The organism is Sphingobacteriales bacterium, from assembly GCA_016699615.1.
Classification (GTDB): Bacteria; Bacteroidota; Bacteroidia; order Chitinophagales; family JADIYW01; genus JADJSS01.
The window spans coordinates 1,327,663-1,349,584 of sequence record CP064984.1 but is presented as its reverse complement, the minus strand read 5'-3'; the positions used below and the strand labels follow the sequence as shown (position 1 = coordinate 1,349,584).

The window sequence follows — 21,922 nt, the reverse complement described above, 5'->3', positions numbered from 1 at the left end:
TTTTTTTCATAAGATAACAGATAAAATTTTTATTATCTACACATAAAATGTATTTTTGTACACTTAAATGAGTGATGCAATAAAACACGAATGTGGAATAGCTTTAGTAAGACTACTAAAACCACTCAGCTACTACAAAGAAAAATACGGCGATATGCATTATGGCCTGAGTAAAATGTACTTACTCATGGAAAAACAGCACAACAGAGGACAAGATGGTGCTGGAATCGCCACAATAAAATTAGATACACAACCAGGTTTTGCATACATAGACAGAAAAAGAAGTGTAGATAAACAAGCAATTAAAGTAATTTTTGAAGAAATATTTGCTCAATTCAAAGACCTTGGCAAAGAAGAAAAACTACTACTCAACGATAGCGAACACCTAAAACAGAACTACGAATTTATGGGCGAGCTATTGCTCGGACATCTAAGATATGGTACACATGGTGGAAATGATATGAGCAATTGCCATCCAAGAGTTAGAGCAAACAACTGGAAAACAAGAACTCTTTTAGTTGCAGGAAATTTTAATCTTACAAATGTAGATGACCTATTTGATAACCTAGTGAACCTTGGTCAGTTTCCTAGAGAAAAATCAGATACAATGACTGTCTTAGAAAAAATTGGGCATTTCTTAGATTCTGAAAATCAAAAACTATTCAGGAAATACAAAACACAGCAATTCAATAATGCAGACATTACAAATCTAATTGCTGAAAATATAAATATTAGTAATATATTAAAAAATTCTTGTGAAGATTTTGATGGCGGTTATGCCATGGCAGGAATGATTGGACACGGCGATGCTTTTGTTATCAGAGATCCAAATGGCATCAGACCAGCATTTTATTATAAAGATGATGAAGTTGTTGTTGTTGCTTCTGAGAGACCAGCAATACAAACTACTTTTAACATCCACAGAAGCAAAATACAAGAAATACAACCAGGGCATGCATTAATAATAAAAAAAGATGGCAGCTGTGGCGAAGTAAAATGCTCAGCACCAAAAGAAAAAAAAGCATGTAGTTTTGAGCGAATCTATTTCTCACGTGGTAGCGATTTTGAAATCTATCAAGAAAGAAAAATGCTTGGAAGATTACTTGTTCCAACAATACTAAATAAAATATCATCAGACCTAAAAAATACTGTTTTTTCATACATTCCAAATACAGCAGAAGTTGCGTTTCTAGGCATGGTAGAAGAAATTCAGAAAGAACACATACAACAAAAAATAAATAGCTTTCAGCAACAAAAAATATCTTCAGAACAATTACAAAAAGACTTGGCAATTATGCCACGCATTGAGAAAATTGCCATTAAAGATGTAAAAATGAGAACATTTATTACTGAAGATAATTCTCGCAATGATTTGGTACACCATGTATATGATGTTACCTATGGTGTTGTGCAAAACAATCAAGATACACTTGTCATCTTAGATGATTCTATTGTGCGTGGCACCACATTAAAAGAAAGTATACTAACCATGTTAGATAGACTTCAGCCAAAAAAGATAATCATAGTATCATCAGCACCACAAATCAGATATCCAGATTGCTACGGTATAGATATGAGCAAAATGGGCACATTCGTGGCATTCCAAGCAGCAATAAATCTTTGGAAACAAAAACAAAAAGACAAACAACTACAAGATATTTACCAAAAATGTAAAGAAGAATTGCTTAAGCCAGTTTCTGAAATGAACAACTTGGTAAAAGAAGTTTATGCACCATTTACATACGAAGAAATATCAAAAGAAATAGGCAATATTGTAAAACCAAAGCATATCTTTTCTGATGTAGAAATTGTATATCAAAAAATAGAAGATTTACATACAGCTTGCCCAAATCATCTTGGTGATTGGTATTTTACAGGAGATTATCCAACTGCTGGTGGAAATAAAGTTGCACTAAAAGCATTTATCAATTACATGGAAGGCAGAAACGATAGAGCTTACTAAGTCTACAAAAACGTATCGCCTTTACTTTTCTTAATGTCATAAGTAAATTCTTTTATGCGTTGCTCTTCGTCTTTTTTACATATTAGCAACACATCATCAGTATCTACTACAATATAGTTTTCAAGGCCACAAATTACTGCTAGTTTATTTTTATTAATATGAATAATGTTGTTACTTGCCTCATACACAACTACATTTTCGCCATTTACAGCATTATTGTAATAATCTTTCTCTTTTTCTGCAAATAGTGATGCCCAAGTACCCAAGTCGCTCCAACCAAATGATGATGGAACAACATAAACATTATCTGCTTTCTCTAATATTCCATAGTCTATTGAAATACTTGGAGATGTAATAAATGCTTTCTCTATCGCTGTTCTTTCATTTGTTGTACACAAATCATTCTCTGATTCTAAAAATGCATCATAAACTTCAGTAAGTAATTTTTCTAAAGCACCAACTATGCTATTTACATTCCAAATAAAAATTCCTGCATTCCACAAAAAATCACCACTTTCTACAAATTGCTCTGCAACTTCTTTATTTGGTTTTTCTGTAAATGTCTTTACCGGAAATATTTCTTCGGCAGCAGCTTCTTCCAAATATTGGATGTAGCCATAGCCAGTATCTGGTCTTGTTGGTCTAATGCCCAAAGTTATCAAAGCATTCTCTTTCGATACAAAATCTAATGCTAATTTGGCAATACGCACAAATTCTGCTTCATTTTCTATAATATGGTCAGATGGTGCAACAATAATATTAGCATTCGCATTTATTTTTCTTATTTTAAATGATGCATAAGCAATACAAGGTGCTGTGTTTTTTCTTGCTGGCTCTGCCAATATCTGTTCATCGGTTATATCAGGAAGCTGTTCTTTAATTAAATCTATATAATCTGCGTGAGTTAGAATAAATATATTTTCCTTAGGACATAAGTTTAAAAATCGTTGATATGTGCCCTGTATCAGTGTTCTTCCTGTACCTAATATATCTAAAAATTGTTTAGGAAGAGCAGTTCTACTTGCTGGCCAAAATCTACTTCCAATGCCACCAGCCATAATTGCTACATAAGTATTGTTGTTCATATTAAATCAAATTAAACAAAGCGTTCAAAATTACAAGCGAAGATATACAATTAATTAAAAATTCTATAAAAATAGACTTTATTTTATGCCTGTAAATATTTGTATTTTTGATTATATTTATATACCTTTTGCTACCTAAGAATAGCAAATAGTATTCACGAATAAACAAAGAATGGATAATCATAATTTAGAAGAAAATCTAAAGCAACATTTTGGATTTGATAAGTTTAAAGGCGAACAGCAAAAAATTATACAAAGTATTTTAGATAAGGTAGATACTTTGGTTATTATGCCAACTGGTGGAGGAAAATCTCTTTGTTATCAATTGCCTGCAATTCTATCAGAAGGTACAGCAATTGTTGTTTCTCCATTAATTGCATTAATGAAAAACCAAGTAGATTTAATAAGAGGCTACAGCAATGTAGATAATATTGCTCACTTTTTAAATTCTCAATTAAACAAAGCTCAAATTGCTACTGTAAAAAAAGATATCACATCAGGTATCACTAAATTACTTTATGTTGCACCAGAATCATTGATTAAACAGGAAAATATAGATTTTTTAAAAACAATTCCAATATCTTTTGTTGCTGTAGATGAGGCACACTGTATTTCAGAATGGGGCCACGATTTTAGACCAGAATATAGAAAAATACGTCAAATGCTCAACGAAATTGAGCAAAATATTCCAATCATTGCATTAACAGCAACAGCAACACCAAAAGTACAATCTGATATTGTAAAAACTCTTGGCTTAGTAAATCATCGCGTATTTATTTCATCCTTTTTAAGAGAAAATCTTTATTATGAAATAAAACCTAAACCAAGCAAACAAGAAGCATTAAAAGACATTATAAAATACATAAAAAAACAAGGTACAAATAGTGGCATTGTTTACTGTTTAAGCAGAAATACAACAGAAGAAATTGCAGAAATATTGGTTGTAAACGGCATAAATGCAACGGCATACCACGCTGGTTTAGATGCAAATACAAGAACAGAAAGGCAAGATAATTTTTTGCGAGAAGAAGTACAAGTTATTGTAGCAACAATTGCATTTGGAATGGGAATTGACAAGCCAGATGTGCGTTTTGTAATACATTTTGACGTGCCAAAATCTTTAGAAAACTACTATCAAGAAACTGGAAGAGCAGGCAGAGATGGACTTCAAGGCGAATGTATTACCTATTTTTCGCCTAAAGAAATTCATAAGTTTGAAAAATATATATTGAGCAATAAAGAAAAATCTGTTACCGAAAAAGAGATTGCTGTACAACAACTAAATGAGGTAGAAACCTTTGCTCAAAGTGCAGAATGCAGAAAAAAAGTGGTTTTGCATTATTTTGGAGAAGAAATAAATAATTGTGGTATGTGCGACAATTGTTTGAAACCTAAAACACCTATTGAAATTAAAGACGATGTGTTGTTGGCACTTCAAGCTTTGGAACAAACAAATGAGCAAACAAATGCACTAAACTTAGTAAATATATTGGTAGGAAGAAAGTCTGCTGAGATTACGACCAAAAATCTAGATAAAATAAAAGTTTTTGGAAAAGGCTCAGAAAAAGACATGATTTTCTGGAGTTCTGTGGTAAATAAAATAATATTAGAAAACTTAGTAAGAAAAGAAATTGAAGCTATTGGTGTTTTAAAGTTCACTGAAAAAAGAAAAAAATTCCTAAAAAAACCAGAAAATATTAAAGGTGTTATCAATCATAAATTTGAAGAAAGTGAAGATGATGAAGACATTGTTACATTAACACAAAAAAACAACAATGTATTAGAACCAAAACTTTTGGACATTTTAAAAGATGTAAGAAGAAAAATAGCTAAACAACATAAAGTGCCAACTGATATTGTTTTTCAAGAAGCTTCTTTGATAGATATGGCTACATTTTTTCCAATAACTACTGAAGAATTGTCGCACATCTATGGTGTGAGCAAAGGAAAAGCAGAACGATATGGAAAAGATTTTCTAAAAGCAATAGAATTGTATGTAGAAGAAAATAATATAGAACGTTTCTCTGATTTTTCTACGATAAAAAGTGCTGACAAAAACTCCAATACCAAAATAAATATTATAAAAGCAATTGATAAAAGAATGCCATTAGAGCATATTGCTTCATCATTCAATATGAGTTTAGATAATTTGGTGGCTGAGCTTGAAACTATTGTAAATTCTGGTACTAAGGTAAATATTGATTATTACCTAAATGATAAAATTGACGAAGATATCATTGAAGAAATTTTTGACTATTTTAAATCAGCTGACACAACAGACTTAAAACTAGCTCACAAAGTTTTGAAAGAAGATGATATTGAATTTGAAGAGATTCAATTAGTTCGTATCAAATTTATAAGTGACGTTGCCAACTAATTCTACATTTTTTATATATCCCAAACTGGATTCCTTTTTGTTTTTATCATATTTTTTAAATTAAAAACAAAAGCAAATATCAAATAAAATATAATTGGCGAACCCAATGCTAAAAAACTAGCATATATAAAAAACAAACGCACTCTTTTTGATGGAATGGACATTTTTCTACCCAAGTATGCACAAACACCATACACACTAAATTCTATAGCATCACGTATGCTTTTCTGCTTCAATACTTCTAGTGGTTTTTCAAGTACCATACTATTGTAAATATACAAAAAATCATATTGTTGCCTCCACATTTTTTGTTTCATTTTTCAATATCTGATAGGCAATTTTACATTGCATACATTTTCTTTTTGAGCAATATTCGTTGTACAATTCTAATAAAAACTGACTGTCTGCTGCTGTTTTCGTTTGTTCATATTCTAAAAAATATTTCACCTTATGGTTTTGTTCAAAACTCATTTTTTCATAACTTTCAATACATGCTTGCAAAACATCTTGTTGCTCAAAATATTTTTGATAAGTATAAAAAACAGGAATATTATAATTAATAAGCAATGCCTGAATGCTTTTTTCTCCAAATTTTTTAGGCAAAAAACTACTATTCTTTCCAAATTGATAATGCGTATTCCAATATTCTGATGCTACTATCGTAGATAAAAAATCCTTTGTATCATCAACATTTTGTAAGTGAAATAACTGTGGCGAATGATAGATTAGCTTTGCTAATAACGCAATTTTTACTGTCGGAAAATTTGCAGGTCGCATTCTTAAAAAATTCCAAATCGATTTATTCATAGATACTAAACCATATTTTTCTTTTAGAAATGCATACTCATTTTTTAGTTTGTTATAATATATATCTTCCAAAAATCTAGCTTCTAAAAAGCCTGCTGTACCAAACAACAATGCTTCTATTTGTAATAAATTATCAGCATGTTTAATCAGAATTTTATATTCTAATCTTTGTGCTAATTGCTCAAATCCAAAACTATTTATCGTTGTACCTATACTTTGCAAAAGCAAATAATATTTTGTTCGCAACCAATCTTTGTTAAGTAAATTGTATTGTACAATAATTTTTTCACTTTTATGTTCCAATCTTTCGTATAACATTCTTTCCTGAATGTTTACAATATTTATATGCTCTATATCATTCCAACTTTTGGCACAAGGTACTGGCGTGCTATGTTGCATCAGATAGGCATATTTTTGTAATAATAGTTGTGAAACTTTACCATTAAGTTCTAATGTTGGCACATATTCTAATGGCTCATCATTTATCCATACAATATGTAAAATTACATTGTTATATTTATTATTTACTTGGTGTTGGTGTCTTTTCCAATCTGATGCAAATAAGTGTATTTCAATATTTCCAACTAAAAGTGTGTTGTCAATTTTTAATCTAGCTTCTAAAAAATCAGCGCCTTCATTGGTATTGTAATTTCCGACATACAATATTTCAATTCTTTCATCATTTGTTGTTTGTAGACAATCAAATTTAATTAATTGGTGCTTCCAAACATAGTGTAATAGTTCTTCTTTCATATCGATTTAGCATTTCAGTTATAATAAAGACGGAAAACTTAAGAAATTCCATAAAAAATTATTATAATTTCATTTTTTTATAAAAATTGTGTTCCATAAAAATCAAACATATGTTCACATTAGATGAAATAATAACAGCACACCAACAAGTAAAATCTGGTGCAGATTTTCCAGCATATATTCAAGTAATTAAAAAACTTGGCGTTTCATCTTATGAAACTTTTGTTGCTGATGGAAATACAACCTTTTTAGGAAATAATGATTATTCCGTATCAACTGGAAAAAAGCATGAAAGTATTATTATTTCAAATAATGTTGATGTTGAGCAATTCAAATCTGCTTTAAAAAAACACCAAAAAGGTAAAACAGATTATGCCACTTTTTGTAATGATTGTGCAAAATCAGGCATAGAAAAATGGACAGTTGACTTAAACGAGAATACTTGCACTTATTACGATAAAATGAAAAATAAAATATTGTCGGAAAAAATTCCACAATAAGCAAATTTTTTCCTTTATTTGTATTACTATTAACTACTAACATTCTTAATTTTTGGTCTTAAGTGTTTGAGCATGAATCAAATCAGTTTCATTACCTATTTAGCGTCAAAACTAAATATTGACGAAGAAAGAATTCTTTCAATACAACAAAATTGTATCGTTAAAGAATATAAGAAAGATGAGTTTCTATTGCGTAGCAACGAATATTGCAAACATATTTTTTTCGTAGAAAAAGGATTATTGCGCCAATATTCTATTGATAGTAAAGGCAAAGAACATATACTACATTTTGCACCAGAATCTTGGTTGCTTGCAGACCGAGAAAGCACTTTCTTCAATCAGCCTTCAAAATATTATATTCAAGCACTAGAAGATACAAGAGTAACAATGATTGATGATGTTTCATTCAAAAAGATGGAAGAAGATATTCCAAATTTTAGTGATTTTAATCAACGTATGTTACACAACAACATTCGTTCGTTACAAAATCGTATTATGATGTTGCTAAGCGAAAATGCTGAAGAACGATATTTACAATTTACAACAACATACCCAGATGTATTATTGCGTGTACCACAATTAATGGTTGCTTCTTATTTAGGCATCACACCAGAGAGTTTAAGCAGAGTTCGAAAAGAATTAGCCAATAAAAATATGAATCGTTAAGTTCTTACCATACATCAATGTGTAAGGAAAAATATGGTTATAGCTTTGCAGTATAAAAAAAATAAAAAGGAGAAACATTATGAAACAAAGAACAGTAGAAATGGTAGCAAGCCCAAGAGAACCACATTGGGTTGGAGACGGATTTAGAGTACATAATTTTGTACCTAATGAGTTCCGTTTAAGCATGAAAAGAACAGATCCATTCATTATGTTAGATTATGCATCTAAACACATATTTCAACCTGCACTTAAACCAAAAGGTGTTGGTGTGCATCCACATCGTGGTTTTGAAACAGTAACATTAGCATACAAAGGCAGAGTAGAACATCATGATAGTAGTGGTGGTGGTGGTATAATTGACGAAGGCGATGTACAATGGATGACAGCAGCCAGTGGCGTATTGCATAAAGAATATCATGAAACAGAATGGAGCAAAAAAGGTGGCGAATTTCAAATGGTACAACTTTGGGTAAATCTACCAGCAAAAGACAAAATGAGTACGCCAAAATATCAAGCTATCAGCAACAAAGATATTAATCGTTATGTCATAGAAAACAATGGTGGCGAAATAGAAGTTATTGCAGGAAAATATAAAGATGTGGATGGTTCTGCATCTACATTTACACCATTAAATATGTACAATGCAAAACTAAATAGTGGTACTCAAATTGAACTAGATTTTCCAGCAATTTATAATACATTATTATTAGTAATTGAAGGAAGTATTGTAATAAATGATACAGAAAATGTACCAACTAACCATTTAGCATTAATGGCAAACGATGGAGATTCTTTTAATGTAAAAGCTTCAGAAAATAGTGTTGTATTGGTCTTAAGTGGCGAACCAATTAATGAACCAATTGCAACACATGGACCATTTGTTATGAATACACAAGAAGAAATTGCTCAAGCATTTGTAGATTTCAATCAAGGTAAGTTTGGATATTTAGCAGACTAAATTATTCTATATACAACTTTCGACTATAGTTCGAAAGTTGTATATTTGATTTCTAGAATTAAATATGAAACTAATAAATTATGAAAATATTCCCAAAATAAAGAATATACAAACTATTGTTTGTGAAAATAGAAACATTGCAAAACCATTTCTTAAATGGGTTGGTGGGAAAAGACAACTATTAGATCAATTCTATAACCTATATCCTTTAGAATTAAAATTAAATAAAATAAAAAATTATTATGAGCCATTTGTTGGTGGCGGAGCAGTTTTCTTTGATGTTGCACAGACATATAATATTGAAAATGCTTATTTGTATGATATAAATGAAGAATTAATATTAACATACAAAGTCATTCAAAAAGATGTAATAAAATTGATTGAATTCTTAGCAAAATATGAACAAGTATATAAAAAACAATCAGAAAAAAAACAAAAAGAATATTATTATGAATTAAGAGAAGGTTTTAATCTTAATAGATTTAATATAGACTATGAAAAATATTCTGAAAATTGGATTCCAAGAGCTGCACAAATTATTTTTTTAAATAAAACTTGTTTTAATGGATTATTTAGATTTAATTCCAAAGGTGCATTTAATTCGCCACAAGGTAAATATCAAAACCCAAAAATATTAGACGAAGAGAATCTAATAAATGTTGCTAAATTACTTAGTATTGCAATCATAAAGAAAGCAGATTTTAAAGAAATAAAAAAAGACATCTCAACCCAAAATGCCTTTGTATATTTCGATCCACCGTATAGACCAATTAGCTCAACATCATCATTTACATCATATTCCAAATTTAATTTTGATGATGATGAACAATTGCAACTTGCCAGCTTATTTTATGAACTTGATAACAAAGGACTTAAACTAATGCTAAGCAACTCAGATCCAAAAAATACAAACATAGAAGATGATTTTTTTGATATGATTTACTCAAACTATAAAATTACAAGAGTAGATGCAAGAAGATCAATAAACTCAAATGGAAAAAAGAGAAATTCACTAAAAGAAATTGTTGTAACAAACTATTAATGGAAAAGGGAAGAAAAACTAATATTACAGGAACGCAACTCGAAAAAGCAGTTCAAACCGTATTATTTTCAAAAGGTTTTGAGATCGAAATGTATAGAAAATGGGACGAGAATCCTGAAAATTATGGGAAAGAACTATTGCTAAAAAATGTGCCATTTACAACAATTTATGGACATAAAGGAAATACAGAATTTTTGCTCTTGTCAGAAAAATATAAATTAAAAATAAGAATAGAATGTAAATGGCAACAATCTCCTGGTTCTGTTGATGAAAAACTACCCTATTTATATTTAAATACTATTGAGTCAATGCCTGAAAACAATATTATAATATTGATTGATGGTAATGGTTTTAAGTCAGGTGCTAAAAAATGGTTGAAAGATGCTGTGTCAAAAAAACTTTATACAACTAAGAATAACGAAAACAAAAATGTACTAGTATTTTCACTAACAGAATTTTTTACTTGGGCAAATAACACATTCGAAAAATAAAACCCAATAAAAACATCATAGTAACATATCTTTTTTAAAATAATGAAAACAGGAAGATTAGAAGCATTTAGTGATGGTGTTTTAGCCATCGTTATCACAATCATGGTTTTAGAAATGAAAGCACCAGCAAATGGCTCAGATTTTGCAAGCTTAAAGCCACTCATACCAAAATTTTTATCTTATATTTTAAGTTTCATATATGTAGGCATTTATTGGAACAATCATCATCATCTATTTCAAGCCATTGAAAAAGTTAATGGAAAAGTTTTATGGGCAAATTTATTTTTACTGTTTGCACTATCACTAATACCATTTACAACAGCATGGATGGGAGAAAATCAATTCGATAAAAATCCAGTAGCATTATATGGAATCAACTTATTATTATGTGCATTTGCATACATTGTTCTTGAAAGAGTAGCAATAAAATTTGAAGGTCGTTAGTCTGTTATTGGAATGGCATTAGAGGACAGGAAAAAAGAGATTTTGTCATTATTTTTATATTTTTCAGGCATCTGTCTATCTTTTTTTATGCCAATAATTAGTGCTGCATGCTACACCGTTGTTGCCATCGTTTGGCTAATACCAGACACTAGAATAGAAAAACATTTGTCACAATAAAATACTATATTTATAATACTTAAATAAAATATTATGTCTGAAAAAGAATATACAAATGGCGAAATCACAATCTTGTGGCAAGATAGAAAATGTACACATTCTGGTATGTGTGTAAAAACATTACCACAAGTATATCATCCAAAAGAAAAGCCTTGGATAAAAATAGAAAATGCAACATCTGAACAATTATTGGAGCAAGTAGCAAAATGTCCTTCTGGTGCTTTAAGCATAAAACAAAAATAGTATGAATATAAAAATAGAACGTGAAGAAGATGGCAGAGAAGGTCGTTTTGTAATTTATGAAAATGATGTCTTTGCTGGAGAAATGACTTACCAATGGGCAGGTACATCAAAAGTTATTATTGACCATACTGGTGTAGAAAATGCTTTTGGAGGCAAAGGATATGGAAAAATGCTAGTAATGAGTGCTGTTGATTTTGCTAGAGCAAACAATATAAAAATTATGCCTTTATGTCCATTTGCTAAGGCACAATTTGAAAAAGATGCATCTATCCAAGATGTAAAATTTTAGTCTCGTTTTTCAGAAAAAATATTCAATATTTATTGTTTTAATCTAAGCTAACAATCATCGTGGTATGATGTTTTCATAATTAAAATGATTACTTTTGCCTAAAATAAAATTTTGGGTTTAGCGAAAAAATTAGCCTCAGAAACTGCTGCCTATAGTGTTAGTAGTATTTTAGCTCGGTTTATCAATTATTTGTTCGGATTATTTATAATCCGTTACATTTCTGCTGAAGAGTATGGTGTATATAGTAAATTGTATGCTTACGCTGGTTTTCTATTAGTATTTCTAACGCATGGTATGGAAACAACTTTCTTTCGTTTCCTCCACAAAGAAGACTCAAAAAACAATGCCTTTTTTACAGCGTTTTCTTCTGTTATTGGCTGTACTTTATTATTTGTATTGTTTGTTTTTTTAGGAATTAGTCCAATACAAAACTTTGTTGAAGAATCTGCGCAGCTTATAAAAATATTCGCTTTCATTATGGTGTTTGATGTGTTTTGTGCATTACCTTATGCATCATTAAGAGCACAAAACAGACCACTTAAGTTTGCCTTTTTTAAAATACTAAATATCTTATTGTTTATATTTTCAAATATTATATTTTTTATTGTTTTACCATATTTAAACATCAAACTAAACATACCTAAAGTAGAATACATATTTATCTCAAATCTGATTGCCAGTGTACTTACATTTATTATTCTATTATTTCAAATTCCAAAACTTTCTATTTCTTTTGATACTCAATTGTATAAAAAAATGCTCATCTACGGTTTGCCTGTTATGTTGGTTGGCTTAGCAGGAATGACAAATGAAATGCTAGACCGTGCCATGATGACCAAACTATTGCCTTATGATACCATAACCAATAAAATACATCTTGGTATTTATAGTTTCAACTATAAGTTTGCCATGCCAATTACTATGTTTTTGCAAGCTTATCGTTTTGCTGCAGAACCTATTTTCTTTAAAGAGGCATCATCAGAAAATAATAGAGATATGTACGCACAAATGATGAAGTTTTATATTATCTGTGCCTGTTTCATTTTTTTAGCTATCATTACACTAATGCCATTATTTAAAGCTTTTTTTATTTGGTACACACCAACTGCGCAAGTATTGTTTCAAGGATTATTTATTGTACCTATTTTATTATTGGCCAATATGTGCTTAGGCGTTTATTTCAATTTATCTACTTGGTACAAAGTTACAGACAGAACATATTTTGGTGCTATAATTTCAGTTATTGGTGCATCAGTTACTGTGGTTCTAAACATTATTTTAGTGCCTAAAATTGGATATGTTGGTTCAGCTTGGTCTACATTAGCCTGTTATGTTGTTATGTTATTGGTTGGTTATGTGTTAGAAAGAAAGTATTTTCCAATTCCATATGCCTATAAAAGAATTGGACTCTATCTATCCATTACCATGCTTATTTTTGTCATCTATAAAATGGTGATAGAACAACACATTCCAAATTTGTTTTTTCAAGTATTGTTGTCTGTATTCATTTTAGGCACCTATTCTGGTATTGTTTATAAAGTAGAAAAAAACAAAACGATAACCAATATTACCAATTAGATATTTATATTTGTATTGTAAGGAATAAAATAAAGAATTATGAAAATAAAAGTAGTTAATGAGTCAGATAATCAGTTGCCAGCATACGAAACATTAGGTTCTGCTGGTATGGATTTAAGAGCACATCTTACAGAACCTATTATGCTAAAACCATTACAAAGAGCATTAATTCCTACTGGATTATCGATAGAACTACCTGATGGCTACGAAGCACAAGTAAGACCAAGAAGCGGACTTGCCTTAAAAAAAGGATTAACAATACTAAACTCACCAGGTACTATAGATTCTGATTACAGAGGTGAAATAAAAGTAATTATGATTAATCTTTCTAACGAAACCACTGTTATTAATACAGGAGAGCGCATAGCACAAATGATAATTGCCAAATACGAGAAAGTTACTTTAAAAGAAGTAGATGAATTAGGCGAAACAGAAAGAGGCGAAGGTGGCTTTGGACACACTGGCGTAAAATAATCATTATATTACATTCTTATAAATTCATATCTTATATTTGTTAAGTAGCTTATAACAAGATATATTTGCAAAAATTTTTTTATGCATATACTTGTTGTTAATTGTGGTAGTTCTTCTTTGAAAGCTGATGTTATTGATACCACATCTAAGCAAACTGTACTAATACTTAGAGCAGAACGTCTTCTCAATCAACCTAAAATTACTATCAACAAAAATGAAATTAGTTATAATGGTGTTTTAGAGTTTGATGCTATCTTAAGTTTTTGTCTACAACAATTAAAACAACACATTAATGACTTAAATATTGTTGCTATTGGACATAGAGTAGTGCATGGTGGCGACAAATATACTCAACCAACATTGATTGATGCTTCTGTAGAACAAGAAATAGCAGCATTTATAAAATTAGCGCCTTTACACAATCCTGCGAATTTAGCTGGAATTAGAGCCTGTTCAAAAATATTTGATAGTGTACCTCAAGTTGCTGTTTTTGATACAGCATTCCACCAAACAATACCCAATAGAGCAAAACAATATGCCATAGACAAAAATGTTGCTCAGCAATATCAAATAAAAAGATATGGATTTCATGGTACATCACATCAGTATGTTAGTACCAAGGCTGCCGAATATCTACAAACAGATATTAAACAACTGCGTATAGTATCTTGTCATCTGGGCAATGGTGCAAGTGTATGTGCTGTAGAATATGGACGTAGTGCAGAAACATCTATGGGCATGACACCACTAGAAGGTTTGGTTATGGGCACACGCTCTGGCGATATTGATGCAGGAATTATCTTATCACTAGCTCAGCAACACAATTGGTCAATAGAACAAATAGATGAATTATTAAATAAAAAATCTGGATTGGCTGGGCTAAGTGGCATTGGCAATGATATGCGCGATATTTTGCAACAAGCTGAGCAAGGAAATGAAGATTGTAGAATGGCGCTTCAAGTATATACGCACAGAATTACAAAATATATAGGCGCATATGCTGCAATTATGGGTGGCATTGATATTTTACTTTTTACGGGTGGTGTTGGCGAAAATGCTGCTGAAATTAGAAATAGAGTTTGTGGTCGTTTGGCATTTATGGGAATTCATTTAGATAATGATAAAAACAAATTTGAAAAAATAACGGATGATAAAACAGTCATTGAACTTCAGGATGAAACATCTAGAGTAAAAATTTTGGCTGTAAAAACAAATGAGGAATTAGCTATTGCTTTGGATACTCAAAAAATTATTGAAGAAGAGAATAAAGTAAATGTGCTACCAAGAATACCTATTGCCATATCTGCAAGACATGTTCATCTTTGTAGAGAAACTTTAGACATATTATTTGGAAAAGATTATCAGCTTACAGAATTTAAGCCACTATCGCAACCTGAGCAATATGCAGCGAATGAAACTGTAAATCTTATTGGTACAAAAAATAGAATTGATAATGTGAGAATACTTGGACCATTAAGACCAAAAGATCAAGTTGAAATATCAAGAACTGATGAGTTTTTCTTAGGATTAGATGCACCTATTCGCGAAAGTGGAAATACAAAAGGCTCACCAGGAATTACGCTTGAAGGACCACATGGCAAAGTTCAAATTGCTGAAGGTGTGATACAAGCGTGGAGGCATATACATATGCACCCAACAGATGCTGAAACTTTTGGTGTAAAAGATAAAGATATTGTTAGTGTAGATATTGATGATGATGAGCGTCCGCTTACTTTCAAAAATGTATTGATTAGAGTTTCTGATAAATACAAACTCGAAATGCATATTGACACAGATGAAGGCAATGCTGCAGAATTAAAATCTGGCGAAAGTGGCGTGCTTATGCCAAGCAACTTATCATGTGTTTTGCATGATAAGAAAATATAAAATCATCATTACTTGAGCTTAGATATCTTTTTATTTCCTAGTTGAAATAAAAATAAATAAGATATAATAAAATAGGTAAAATAAATGCCAAATGCTGTTAAGATTTCTATTTTAGTGCCTTTGTACAAGGTATAAAAATATCCAATAAATGCTATGATAGATAATATAAACTTGTTTCCGATTGAGCCTAATGTGTATGCTAGTTTGCCTGATGCTGTTTGGTTTTCTGCTAATATGTTGATGAACATAAATATTATTGAGATAAAAAAAGACATTACATTAAAATAAATAATACATTTTTTTAATTGAGGCAATGTATTACTCAACAAATAAAAAGATAACAATAAAATGAGCAAGGTAAGTAACCACTTTTTTACAACAGACATAGCAATATTCTACTCGTTTTTTTGTAGTCTTCTAAATATTTGATAAAATGATGCAGCTAGTCCAACTAAACTTAAAATAATAGTAAAAATAGGAAGTTCGAGTGTTATTTTTTTATCTATAAATCTTCCGAGCAATACAAATATGCCAATAATTACTAGCATTTCAAATGCCATGCCACTAAACTCTAATAACTGCGCATTAAGCGATTTGTTGTTGGCTGGTGGTTTTGGTTTCATTTATAGATACATTTTTTCTGTTTTGCAATAATGAACCAATTATGTTTGCACCTTCTTCAACAATTAATTTACCATATTTTATATTGCCTTCGTAGGTAGCAGTTTGTCTAAAATGTAATACATTTTCTGCAATTACATCACCTTTTACAACTCCTTCTATCGTCAAATCTGCGCACTTAATATTGCCTTCTACTTTTGATGATTTGCCAATTACAACTTTTGATGTACAAACAACATTACCTTTCACATTGCCATCTATACGCATATCGCTGTTTGCTTGTATGTCGCCATTTATTGTTGTATTATCATTTATATGGTTTGCAACTAAACTTCCATTTTGATTTGCATTTGTATTTTTACCAAACATATATTATATTTTAATATTAATAATATTTTTCAGGATTGATAGGAGAACCTTTGTACCACAATTCATATTGTGGATTGTTTTTATCATCTGATTTGCCTAATACAGCTCCTGCTTCTACAAAGTTAGCTATTTTATATTTAATTGTGTTAATATTTTTATATTTAGAAATCAAGTCATTAGCATGTTGAATTAGTACTGTGTATGTATTATTTGCTGTATTTTGTTCTATACTTATTATCTTTCCATCTAATGATGTATAAATTGGTGCATTTGCTAGTGCTTGATAAGCAATTGCAGTATTTGTTTTAGAATATTTTTGTGCAATTGCTTGCTCTGAAACTTGATTAAGGTGCAAGGTTTTTAGTATGTTATTTTGGTTTTTATATCTTAGGTTATCATACAGTTCTGCATTTTTCAATCCTTTTTCTATATCTGATATAAATTTTGCTTCATTTCTACTCAAATTAGTCAACATATTAGAGTCTATATTTACTTTTTGGATATCATCTTGAAGTTTGGCTACTTTTATCTTATCTTTTAAAATATTCTTTAAATTGCTATTATATTTTTCGTTAGCGGCAATTTTATCTTCAAGGTTTTCTGTTTTTAATTTTAATTCTACTAGTTCTTTCTTACTATTTGCAGAACCATATCCTGGAATATATTGCTTGAGTGGTGTGTATGCAATTAGCAAGAAATTTATTGCTGTAAATATTGCAATTAATATACCAGCAAGTGTAATTACATTTAATCTATTTAGCTCAAGAACAAATTTGACATCATATGTTTTTTCTTCTACAAGTTGTAGTCTATAAACATTTTTTAGTTTATTCCACCATTGCCTCCATTTTCCTTCTTCTTGTTGTTTCATTGCTGTGTGTAACAAATTACTATGTAAATATAATGATATTCTACAGAATAAAATAAAAATGCCTGAGCATATTACTCAGGCAAATTTTAATATTATAAAAAAATATTTAACTCTGGTTTTTTCCTTTTATTTTTTCAATTTGTTTTCTGATAGATTCTGTTGCTAAATCAACAGCTTCTTCAAATTTTTTACTTTTTTCTTTGGCAATGAGTACATTTCCTGGCACTATAGTTTTTATCGTTACCACTTTGTCTTTTACTTGCGTACCCAATTGGTCTAAGCTTAAAATAACATCAGCACCAATTACTTTGTCATAAAACGTTTCTAGCTTATTCATTTTTTTGTTGATGAATGATAATAAACTTGCGTCTGCATTAAAATGTACGGATTGAATTTCTACTTTCATTGTGTAATTTTTATTAGTGAAAAAATCATGCTTTTGGATGAGCATTTTTATAAACTTCTTTTAATTGTTCAATTGTGTTGTGTGTGTACACTTGCGTAGATGCTAAACTTGCAATGTCCCATCAATTCTTTTATATCATTCAGTTTCGCACCATTATTGCTCAAGTGTGTGGCAAAGCTATGTCTGAGTACGTGTGGGCTTTTTTTGGTGGCTGTTGTACAGAAATTCATATAATGTTTTACTATTCTATAAACGTAATTTGGATATAGAGGTTGCTGTTGTTCTGTTAAAAAAACATAATCGTGCACATCATTAGAAAAAAAATCTTTTTGTTCTTGTCTAAATGTTTGCAATTGGTTTAGTAAATAAACGGAACTTGGTACTATTCTTTGTTTATTACCTTTTCCTGTAATTTTTATTTGTTGTTGATGGAAATCTACATCTTTCCATTGTAGGTTTATCAGTTCTGCTCTACGCATTCCTGTTTGATACAACATTTCTATGATTAGCTTTTCTTGTTTTCCTTTGTAATCTTCGGAAAAGAATTGCTCTTTTGTTTGGTCTAGTAATTGATTGATGTTGTCTTGCTCAATATATTTTGGCAATCGTTCCTGCATTTTTGGTGTTACAATTTTGTTTGCAGGATTATCTTTGATAATTTGTTTTTTAAGCAAATACTTATAAAAGCTCTTGAGTGCAGAAACTTTTCTTTTTAAGCTACTCGCTTTTGTTTGTTTTATTGTAAGTGATACTACCCAAGCTCTAATCTGTTGATAAGATGCTTTTTGAATAGAAGTATCATTAAACTCAGCACTCAGAAAATCCTGAAATTGCTCCAAATCTGTTTGGTAAGCAAGTACTGTAAGTGAAGAATATCTTTTTTCGTAACGTAGGTAATCTAAGAAAGAATTGAGCATAATATATTTCCGTACTTCAAATGAAATAGGAAATTACAAAATACTTTTGAAAAAAGCAAATTAATCTTCGCTTTTTCTTAATTGCTCAATATAAACTGCGTGCAATTTCGTGAAACGTTTTTTTACAGAAGGTAATGTAAAAGCTTGTCTTGCTCTCAATTGTTTAATGATGCCAGCTTTTTCATACTTTTTTTTGTACACTTTTAGTGCTCTGTCTATCGAATCTTGCTCTCTTGCGTCAATTATTAACATAAGTTAGTTCTTTTTATTTTTGAACGGCAAATATACTATTATTATTTGATTTTTGTAGCTTGGTAATTTTTATTTAACACCAAAAGCTTTTTTCACTTGTGGTAGTGCATTTAATTCTTCCCATGGAAATAATTTCACTTTCACTTTTAATTGGTTGTCTTTGCCTTTATTAAATGTTTTTTCTACAACTTTACTTTCACGTCCCATGTGTCCGTATGCTGCTGTTTCGCTGTAGATTGGTGTTCTTAAATTGAATCTTTTTTCTATAAAATACGGACGCATGTCAAACTCAGGTAGTTTTGAGATAATTTGAGCAATTTCGCCATCTGTTTTGTTTACTTTTGCTGTTCCATAAGTGTTTACATACAAACCTACTGGTTGTGCTACACCAATTGCATAAGCTACTTGTACTAATGCCTCATCGCAAATGCCTGCAGCAACTAAATGTTTAGCTATATGTCTTGTAGCATAAGCTGCACTTCTATCTACTTTACTTGGATCTTTACCTGAAAATGCTCCTCCACCGTGTGCGCCTTTTCCACCATATGTATCTACTATTATTTTTCTTCCTGTTAATCCAGTATCTCCGTGTGGTCCGCCTATTACAAATTTTCCTGTTGGATTGATATGATATTTTATTTTATCATTGAACAAGGCTTGCACTCTTTTAGGTAATTTTTTCATTACTCTTGGTATCAAAATTTTAATTACATCTTCTTTAATTTGTTTCAACATGGTTGCTTCTTTTCCAAAATCATCATGTTGTGTAGATATTACAATTGCATCAATTCTTATTGGTTGATTATTGTCATTGTATTCAATAGTTACTTGCGATTTTGCATCTAATCGCAAATATTTCATTAATTTTCCTTCTTTTCTAATTGCTGCTAATTCTCTTAACAAAAGATGAGATAGCTCTAATGGCAATGGCATGTAGGTATCTGTTTCTTTTGTTGCATAGCCAAACATCATACCTTGGTCACCAGCACCTTGTTCTTCTGGTTTTTTTCTTTCTACACCTTGGTTGATATCTGGTGATTGCTCGTGAATAGCTGAAAGGATACCACAAGAATTTGCTTCAAACATATACTCAGATTTTGTATATCCTATTTGAGCAATTACTTCTCTTGTTATATGTTGTACATCTAAATTTGCTTTAGATTTTACTTCACCAGCAAGTACTACTTGTCCTGTTGTTACTAACGTTTCGCAGGCAACTTTTGATGTTGGATCATAAGCTAAAAAATTATCTATAAGTGCGTCTGATATTTGGTCTGCTACTTTGTCTGGGTGTCCTTCTGACACAGATTCTGAAGTAAATAAATATGCCATGTTTTAAATTAGATTATTTTATTATAAAATTTTGGACAAATGTACAAAAGTCTATTATATTATTCAAGCTTTTATTTATGTAAAATTTGATGCAAAATTGTAGGTGTGTTTAATTTTTTAAATTCTGTAATTTGATATTGATAATAATTTATCCAAATATCTAATAATATTTGCCTTTCTGTTGTTGTATATTTGATTTTTTGTTGATTGTCTAAAGTATTTAGCATGTGATATAGGTATTTGGATTTTTGTGCATCTATGTTCTGCTGTTGCGGTGGTATTTCTTCAAAAACGCCTTTCTCTAAATTAAAATATCTGTTTTCATCATCATCAAAGCACATTGGCTTAAAGCCTAGAATTGCTGATAATTGGTACATAAATATTAATGGATAGTTTTCAAGATTTTCTGTTTCGTTATCTATTTGTAATAAAAATTCTTTGAGATATTGATATTCTTCTGTATTTATTTGTTGTTCTTTGGTACAATGTAATATAATTTCTACTATAAAATATACTATGCTTAGTTTGGACATATTATTGGTAATGCTTTTGTATACATAGTTTATATTTCTTTCTTTAGATAATAATATGTTCTTATTTTCTTTGAAATAAATACTTACATCAATAATAAATCCTGGTTGAAATATATTTGCTTCTTTGTTTTTATTGGTTCTAATTCCTTTGAATAATATTGGAATTAATCCAAATTTCTCTGTAAATAATTTTACAATTAAGCTACTTTCGCCATACTTAATTGTTTTGAGTACAATACCTTCTGTTTTTTCTAACATTTATGCAGGTTTCCATTTTATATTGCAACCTAGGCTTGGTATTTGTGTGCTTGGAATTTCTTGGTTGTTTAGCAAACATTCCAATACATTTCTAATATCTTTTCCATCTGCTATACTATCATTTTTTGGTCTTGAGTCATCTAATTGTCCTCTGTAGATGCATTTCAAATCTTTATCAAAAATGGAAAAGTCTGGTGTGCATGCTGCCTGATATGCTTTTGCTATATCTTGTGTTTCATCATATAAATATGGAAAAGGATAGTTTTCTTCTTTGGCTACAATGCTCATTTTGTCTGGTGCGTCATCTGGATAGTTTTCTACATCATTACTAGAAATTGCTATAAAAGAAATGCCATTAGGTATATAATCGTTTGCCAATTGTACAAGTTGCTTATTTACGTGTTTTACATACGGACAGTGATTGCATATAAACATAATAACTGTTGCCTTTTCTCCTTTTAATTCATCAAGAGATTTGAATGTGTTGCTTGTTGTATCTAACAAATTAAAATCAGGTGCTGTGTAGCCTAATGGTATTTGTATGGTTGGTGTTGCTGCCATTTAAGATTTTTTCACAAAATTAAAAAATATACGATTAAACTTTTTATTTATTTTTTAGTCTAACTTGC

The 21,922-nt window shown here is 30.2% G+C and carries 25 protein-coding genes and 1 pseudogene; 13 read left to right on the top strand and 13 right to left on the bottom strand.

What is annotated here, in order from left to right:
* Positions 1–67: 67 nt before the first annotated feature.
* A complete protein-coding gene (locus tag IPK18_06345; GenBank protein ID QQR99123.1) occupies positions 68–1,963 on the top strand; it encodes an amidophosphoribosyltransferase in 1,896 nt (631 codons plus the stop codon).
* A gap of 2 nt (positions 1,964–1,965) precedes the next feature.
* Here the strand turns inward: IPK18_06345 and IPK18_06340 are convergent, their stop codons facing one another.
* Positions 1,966–3,048 (bottom strand): mannose-1-phosphate guanylyltransferase, encoded by a 1,083-nt coding sequence (locus tag IPK18_06340; GenBank protein ID QQR99122.1) that lies wholly within the window; start codon positions 3,046–3,048, stop codon positions 1,966–1,968.
* Between the two features lie 172 nt (positions 3,049–3,220).
* On the opposite strand from IPK18_06340, the gene recQ reads away from it, so the two are divergent.
* Complete coding sequence (gene recQ / locus IPK18_06335; GenBank protein QQR99121.1) at positions 3,221–5,425, top strand: DNA helicase RecQ; 2,205 nt, start codon at positions 3,221–3,223, stop codon at positions 5,423–5,425.
* Between the two features lie 11 nt (positions 5,426–5,436).
* Here recQ and IPK18_06330 read toward each other — a convergent pair whose 3' ends face one another.
* Complete coding sequence (locus tag IPK18_06330; protein ID QQR99305.1) at positions 5,437–5,646, bottom strand: PspC family transcriptional regulator; 210 nt, start codon at positions 5,644–5,646, stop codon at positions 5,437–5,439.
* 64 nt (positions 5,647–5,710) lie between these two features.
* Positions 5,711–6,985, bottom strand: a complete 1,275-nt coding sequence (locus IPK18_06325) for a DUF2851 family protein (protein QQR99120.1) — start codon at positions 6,983–6,985, stop codon at positions 5,711–5,713.
* A gap of 110 nt (positions 6,986–7,095) precedes the next feature.
* Between IPK18_06325 and IPK18_06320 the strand changes: the two genes are divergently transcribed.
* The 11 genes and pseudogenes from IPK18_06320 to IPK18_06270 all read left to right on the top strand — a co-directional run bounded on the left by IPK18_06320 (position 7,096) and on the right by IPK18_06270 (position 15,734).
* Entirely contained in the window at positions 7,096–7,485 is a 390-nt protein-coding gene (locus IPK18_06320; GenBank protein ID QQR99119.1) for a DUF1398 family protein, read from the top strand.
* Between the two features lie 72 nt (positions 7,486–7,557).
* Positions 7,558–8,151: a Crp/Fnr family transcriptional regulator gene (locus tag IPK18_06315; protein ID QQR99118.1), complete on the top strand. Its 594-nt coding sequence runs from the start codon at positions 7,558–7,560 to the stop codon at positions 8,149–8,151.
* Positions 8,152–8,230: 79 nt separating this feature from the next.
* On the top strand, positions 8,231–9,109 hold the full coding sequence (locus IPK18_06310; protein QQR99117.1) for a pirin family protein: 879 nt from the start codon (positions 8,231–8,233) through the stop codon (positions 9,107–9,109).
* A 64-nt stretch (positions 9,110–9,173) separates the two neighbouring features.
* Positions 9,174–10,151 (top strand): Dam family site-specific DNA-(adenine-N6)-methyltransferase, encoded by a 978-nt coding sequence (locus IPK18_06305; protein QQR99116.1) that lies wholly within the window; start codon positions 9,174–9,176, stop codon positions 10,149–10,151.
* A complete protein-coding gene (locus tag IPK18_06300; protein ID QQR99115.1) occupies positions 10,151–10,642 on the top strand; it encodes a 4-diphosphocytidyl-2C-methyl-D-erythritol kinase in 492 nt (163 codons plus the stop codon). The genes IPK18_06305 and IPK18_06300 overlap by 1 nt, the downstream gene beginning before the upstream one ends.
* A gap of 42 nt (positions 10,643–10,684) precedes the next feature.
* Positions 10,685–11,263: pseudogene (locus tag IPK18_06295) on the top strand (DUF1211 domain-containing protein).
* 33 nt (positions 11,264–11,296) lie between these two features.
* A complete protein-coding gene (locus IPK18_06290; protein ID QQR99114.1) occupies positions 11,297–11,506 on the top strand; it encodes a (4Fe-4S)-binding protein in 210 nt (69 codons plus the stop codon).
* 7 nt (positions 11,507–11,513) lie between these two features.
* Positions 11,514–11,795 (top strand): N-acetyltransferase, encoded by a 282-nt coding sequence (locus IPK18_06285; GenBank protein ID QQR99304.1) that lies wholly within the window; start codon positions 11,514–11,516, stop codon positions 11,793–11,795.
* 111 nt (positions 11,796–11,906) lie between these two features.
* A complete protein-coding gene (locus IPK18_06280) occupies positions 11,907–13,373 on the top strand; it encodes a polysaccharide biosynthesis C-terminal domain-containing protein (protein QQR99113.1) in 1,467 nt (488 codons plus the stop codon).
* Positions 13,374–13,412: 39 nt separating this feature from the next.
* Complete coding sequence (dut, locus tag IPK18_06275; protein QQR99112.1) at positions 13,413–13,847, top strand: dUTP diphosphatase; 435 nt, start codon at positions 13,413–13,415, stop codon at positions 13,845–13,847.
* Between the two features lie 81 nt (positions 13,848–13,928).
* Positions 13,929–15,734 (top strand): acetate/propionate family kinase, encoded by a 1,806-nt coding sequence (locus IPK18_06270; GenBank protein ID QQR99111.1) that lies wholly within the window; start codon positions 13,929–13,931, stop codon positions 15,732–15,734.
* 8 nt (positions 15,735–15,742) lie between these two features.
* Here the strand turns inward: IPK18_06270 and IPK18_06265 are convergent, their stop codons facing one another.
* The 10 genes from IPK18_06265 to IPK18_06220 form a co-directional block, all read right to left on the bottom strand.
* Positions 15,743–15,982 carry a hypothetical protein gene (locus IPK18_06265; protein ID QQR99110.1) on the bottom strand — a complete coding sequence of 80 codons (240 nt, stop codon included), beginning with the start codon at positions 15,980–15,982 and terminating at the stop codon, positions 15,743–15,745.
* Between the two features lie 147 nt (positions 15,983–16,129).
* Entirely contained in the window at positions 16,130–16,357 is a 228-nt protein-coding gene (locus IPK18_06260; protein QQR99109.1) for an AtpZ/AtpI family protein, read from the bottom strand.
* On the bottom strand, positions 16,320–16,724 hold the full coding sequence (locus IPK18_06255; GenBank protein ID QQR99108.1) for a polymer-forming cytoskeletal protein: 405 nt from the start codon (positions 16,722–16,724) through the stop codon (positions 16,320–16,322). Before IPK18_06255 ends, IPK18_06260 begins: the two co-directional genes overlap by 38 nt.
* A 16-nt stretch (positions 16,725–16,740) precedes the next feature.
* The gene (locus IPK18_06250) at positions 16,741–17,595 is read right to left on the bottom strand and encodes a M23 family metallopeptidase (protein ID QQR99107.1); all 855 of its coding nucleotides are present in this window, start codon (positions 17,593–17,595) and stop codon (positions 16,741–16,743) included.
* A gap of 106 nt (positions 17,596–17,701) precedes the next feature.
* Positions 17,702–18,001 carry a ribosome-associated translation inhibitor RaiA gene (raiA, locus tag IPK18_06245; GenBank protein QQR99106.1) on the bottom strand — a complete coding sequence of 100 codons (300 nt, stop codon included), beginning with the start codon at positions 17,999–18,001 and terminating at the stop codon, positions 17,702–17,704.
* A gap of 68 nt (positions 18,002–18,069) precedes the next feature.
* Positions 18,070–18,918: a tyrosine-type recombinase/integrase gene (locus tag IPK18_06240; protein ID QQR99105.1), complete on the bottom strand. Its 849-nt coding sequence runs from the start codon at positions 18,916–18,918 to the stop codon at positions 18,070–18,072.
* Positions 18,919–18,978: 60 nt separating this feature from the next.
* Positions 18,979–19,170 carry a 30S ribosomal protein S21 gene (locus IPK18_06235; GenBank protein ID QQR99104.1) on the bottom strand — a complete coding sequence of 64 codons (192 nt, stop codon included), beginning with the start codon at positions 19,168–19,170 and terminating at the stop codon, positions 18,979–18,981.
* A 69-nt stretch (positions 19,171–19,239) separates the two neighbouring features.
* Positions 19,240–20,502 (bottom strand): methionine adenosyltransferase, encoded by a 1,263-nt coding sequence (locus IPK18_06230; protein QQR99103.1) that lies wholly within the window; start codon positions 20,500–20,502, stop codon positions 19,240–19,242.
* 71 nt (positions 20,503–20,573) lie between these two features.
* On the bottom strand, positions 20,574–21,293 hold the full coding sequence (recO, locus tag IPK18_06225; protein QQR99102.1) for a DNA repair protein RecO: 720 nt from the start codon (positions 21,291–21,293) through the stop codon (positions 20,574–20,576).
* Positions 21,294–21,854, bottom strand: coding sequence for a thioredoxin family protein (locus IPK18_06220; protein ID QQR99101.1), 561 nt, complete (start codon positions 21,852–21,854; stop codon positions 21,294–21,296).
* Between the last annotated feature and the right edge of the window lie 68 nt (positions 21,855–21,922).

Coding starts and splice junctions, on each gene's coding strand:
- IPK18_06290 (QQR99114.1), top strand. CDS start 11,297: ATGTCTGAAAAAGAATATACAAATGGCGAAATCACAATCTTGTGGCAA.
- IPK18_06255 (QQR99108.1), bottom strand. CDS start 16,724: ATGTTTGGTAAAAATACAAATGCAAATCAAAATGGAAGTTTAGTTGCA.
- IPK18_06305 (QQR99116.1), top strand. CDS start 9,174: ATGAAACTAATAAATTATGAAAATATTCCCAAAATAAAGAATATACAA.
- IPK18_06310 (QQR99117.1), top strand. CDS start 8,231: ATGAAACAAAGAACAGTAGAAATGGTAGCAAGCCCAAGAGAACCACAT.
- recQ (QQR99121.1), top strand. CDS start 3,221: ATGGATAATCATAATTTAGAAGAAAATCTAAAGCAACATTTTGGATTT.
- IPK18_06220 (QQR99101.1), bottom strand. CDS start 21,854: ATGGCAGCAACACCAACCATACAAATACCATTAGGCTACACAGCACCT.
- IPK18_06230 (QQR99103.1), bottom strand. CDS start 20,502: ATGGCATATTTATTTACTTCAGAATCTGTGTCAGAAGGACACCCAGAC.
- IPK18_06325 (QQR99120.1), bottom strand. CDS start 6,985: ATGAAAGAAGAACTATTACACTATGTTTGGAAGCACCAATTAATTAAA.
- IPK18_06240 (QQR99105.1), bottom strand. CDS start 18,918: ATGCTCAATTCTTTCTTAGATTACCTACGTTACGAAAAAAGATATTCT.
- IPK18_06320 (QQR99119.1), top strand. CDS start 7,096: ATGTTCACATTAGATGAAATAATAACAGCACACCAACAAGTAAAATCT.
- IPK18_06235 (QQR99104.1), bottom strand. CDS start 19,170: ATGTTAATAATTGACGCAAGAGAGCAAGATTCGATAGACAGAGCACTA.
- recO (QQR99102.1), bottom strand. CDS start 21,293: ATGTTAGAAAAAACAGAAGGTATTGTACTCAAAACAATTAAGTATGGC.
- dut (QQR99112.1), top strand. CDS start 13,413: ATGAAAATAAAAGTAGTTAATGAGTCAGATAATCAGTTGCCAGCATAC.
- IPK18_06250 (QQR99107.1), bottom strand. CDS start 17,595: ATGAAACAACAAGAAGAAGGAAAATGGAGGCAATGGTGGAATAAACTA.
- IPK18_06270 (QQR99111.1), top strand. CDS start 13,929: ATGCATATACTTGTTGTTAATTGTGGTAGTTCTTCTTTGAAAGCTGAT.
- IPK18_06260 (QQR99109.1), bottom strand. CDS start 16,357: ATGAAACCAAAACCACCAGCCAACAACAAATCGCTTAATGCGCAGTTA.
- IPK18_06345 (QQR99123.1), top strand. CDS start 68: ATGAGTGATGCAATAAAACACGAATGTGGAATAGCTTTAGTAAGACTA.
- IPK18_06315 (QQR99118.1), top strand. CDS start 7,558: ATGAATCAAATCAGTTTCATTACCTATTTAGCGTCAAAACTAAATATT.
- IPK18_06300 (QQR99115.1), top strand. CDS start 10,151: ATGGAAAAGGGAAGAAAAACTAATATTACAGGAACGCAACTCGAAAAA.
- IPK18_06340 (QQR99122.1), bottom strand. CDS start 3,048: ATGAACAACAATACTTATGTAGCAATTATGGCTGGTGGCATTGGAAGT.
- IPK18_06265 (QQR99110.1), bottom strand. CDS start 15,982: ATGTTCATCAACATATTAGCAGAAAACCAAACAGCATCAGGCAAACTA.
- raiA (QQR99106.1), bottom strand. CDS start 18,001: ATGAAAGTAGAAATTCAATCCGTACATTTTAATGCAGACGCAAGTTTA.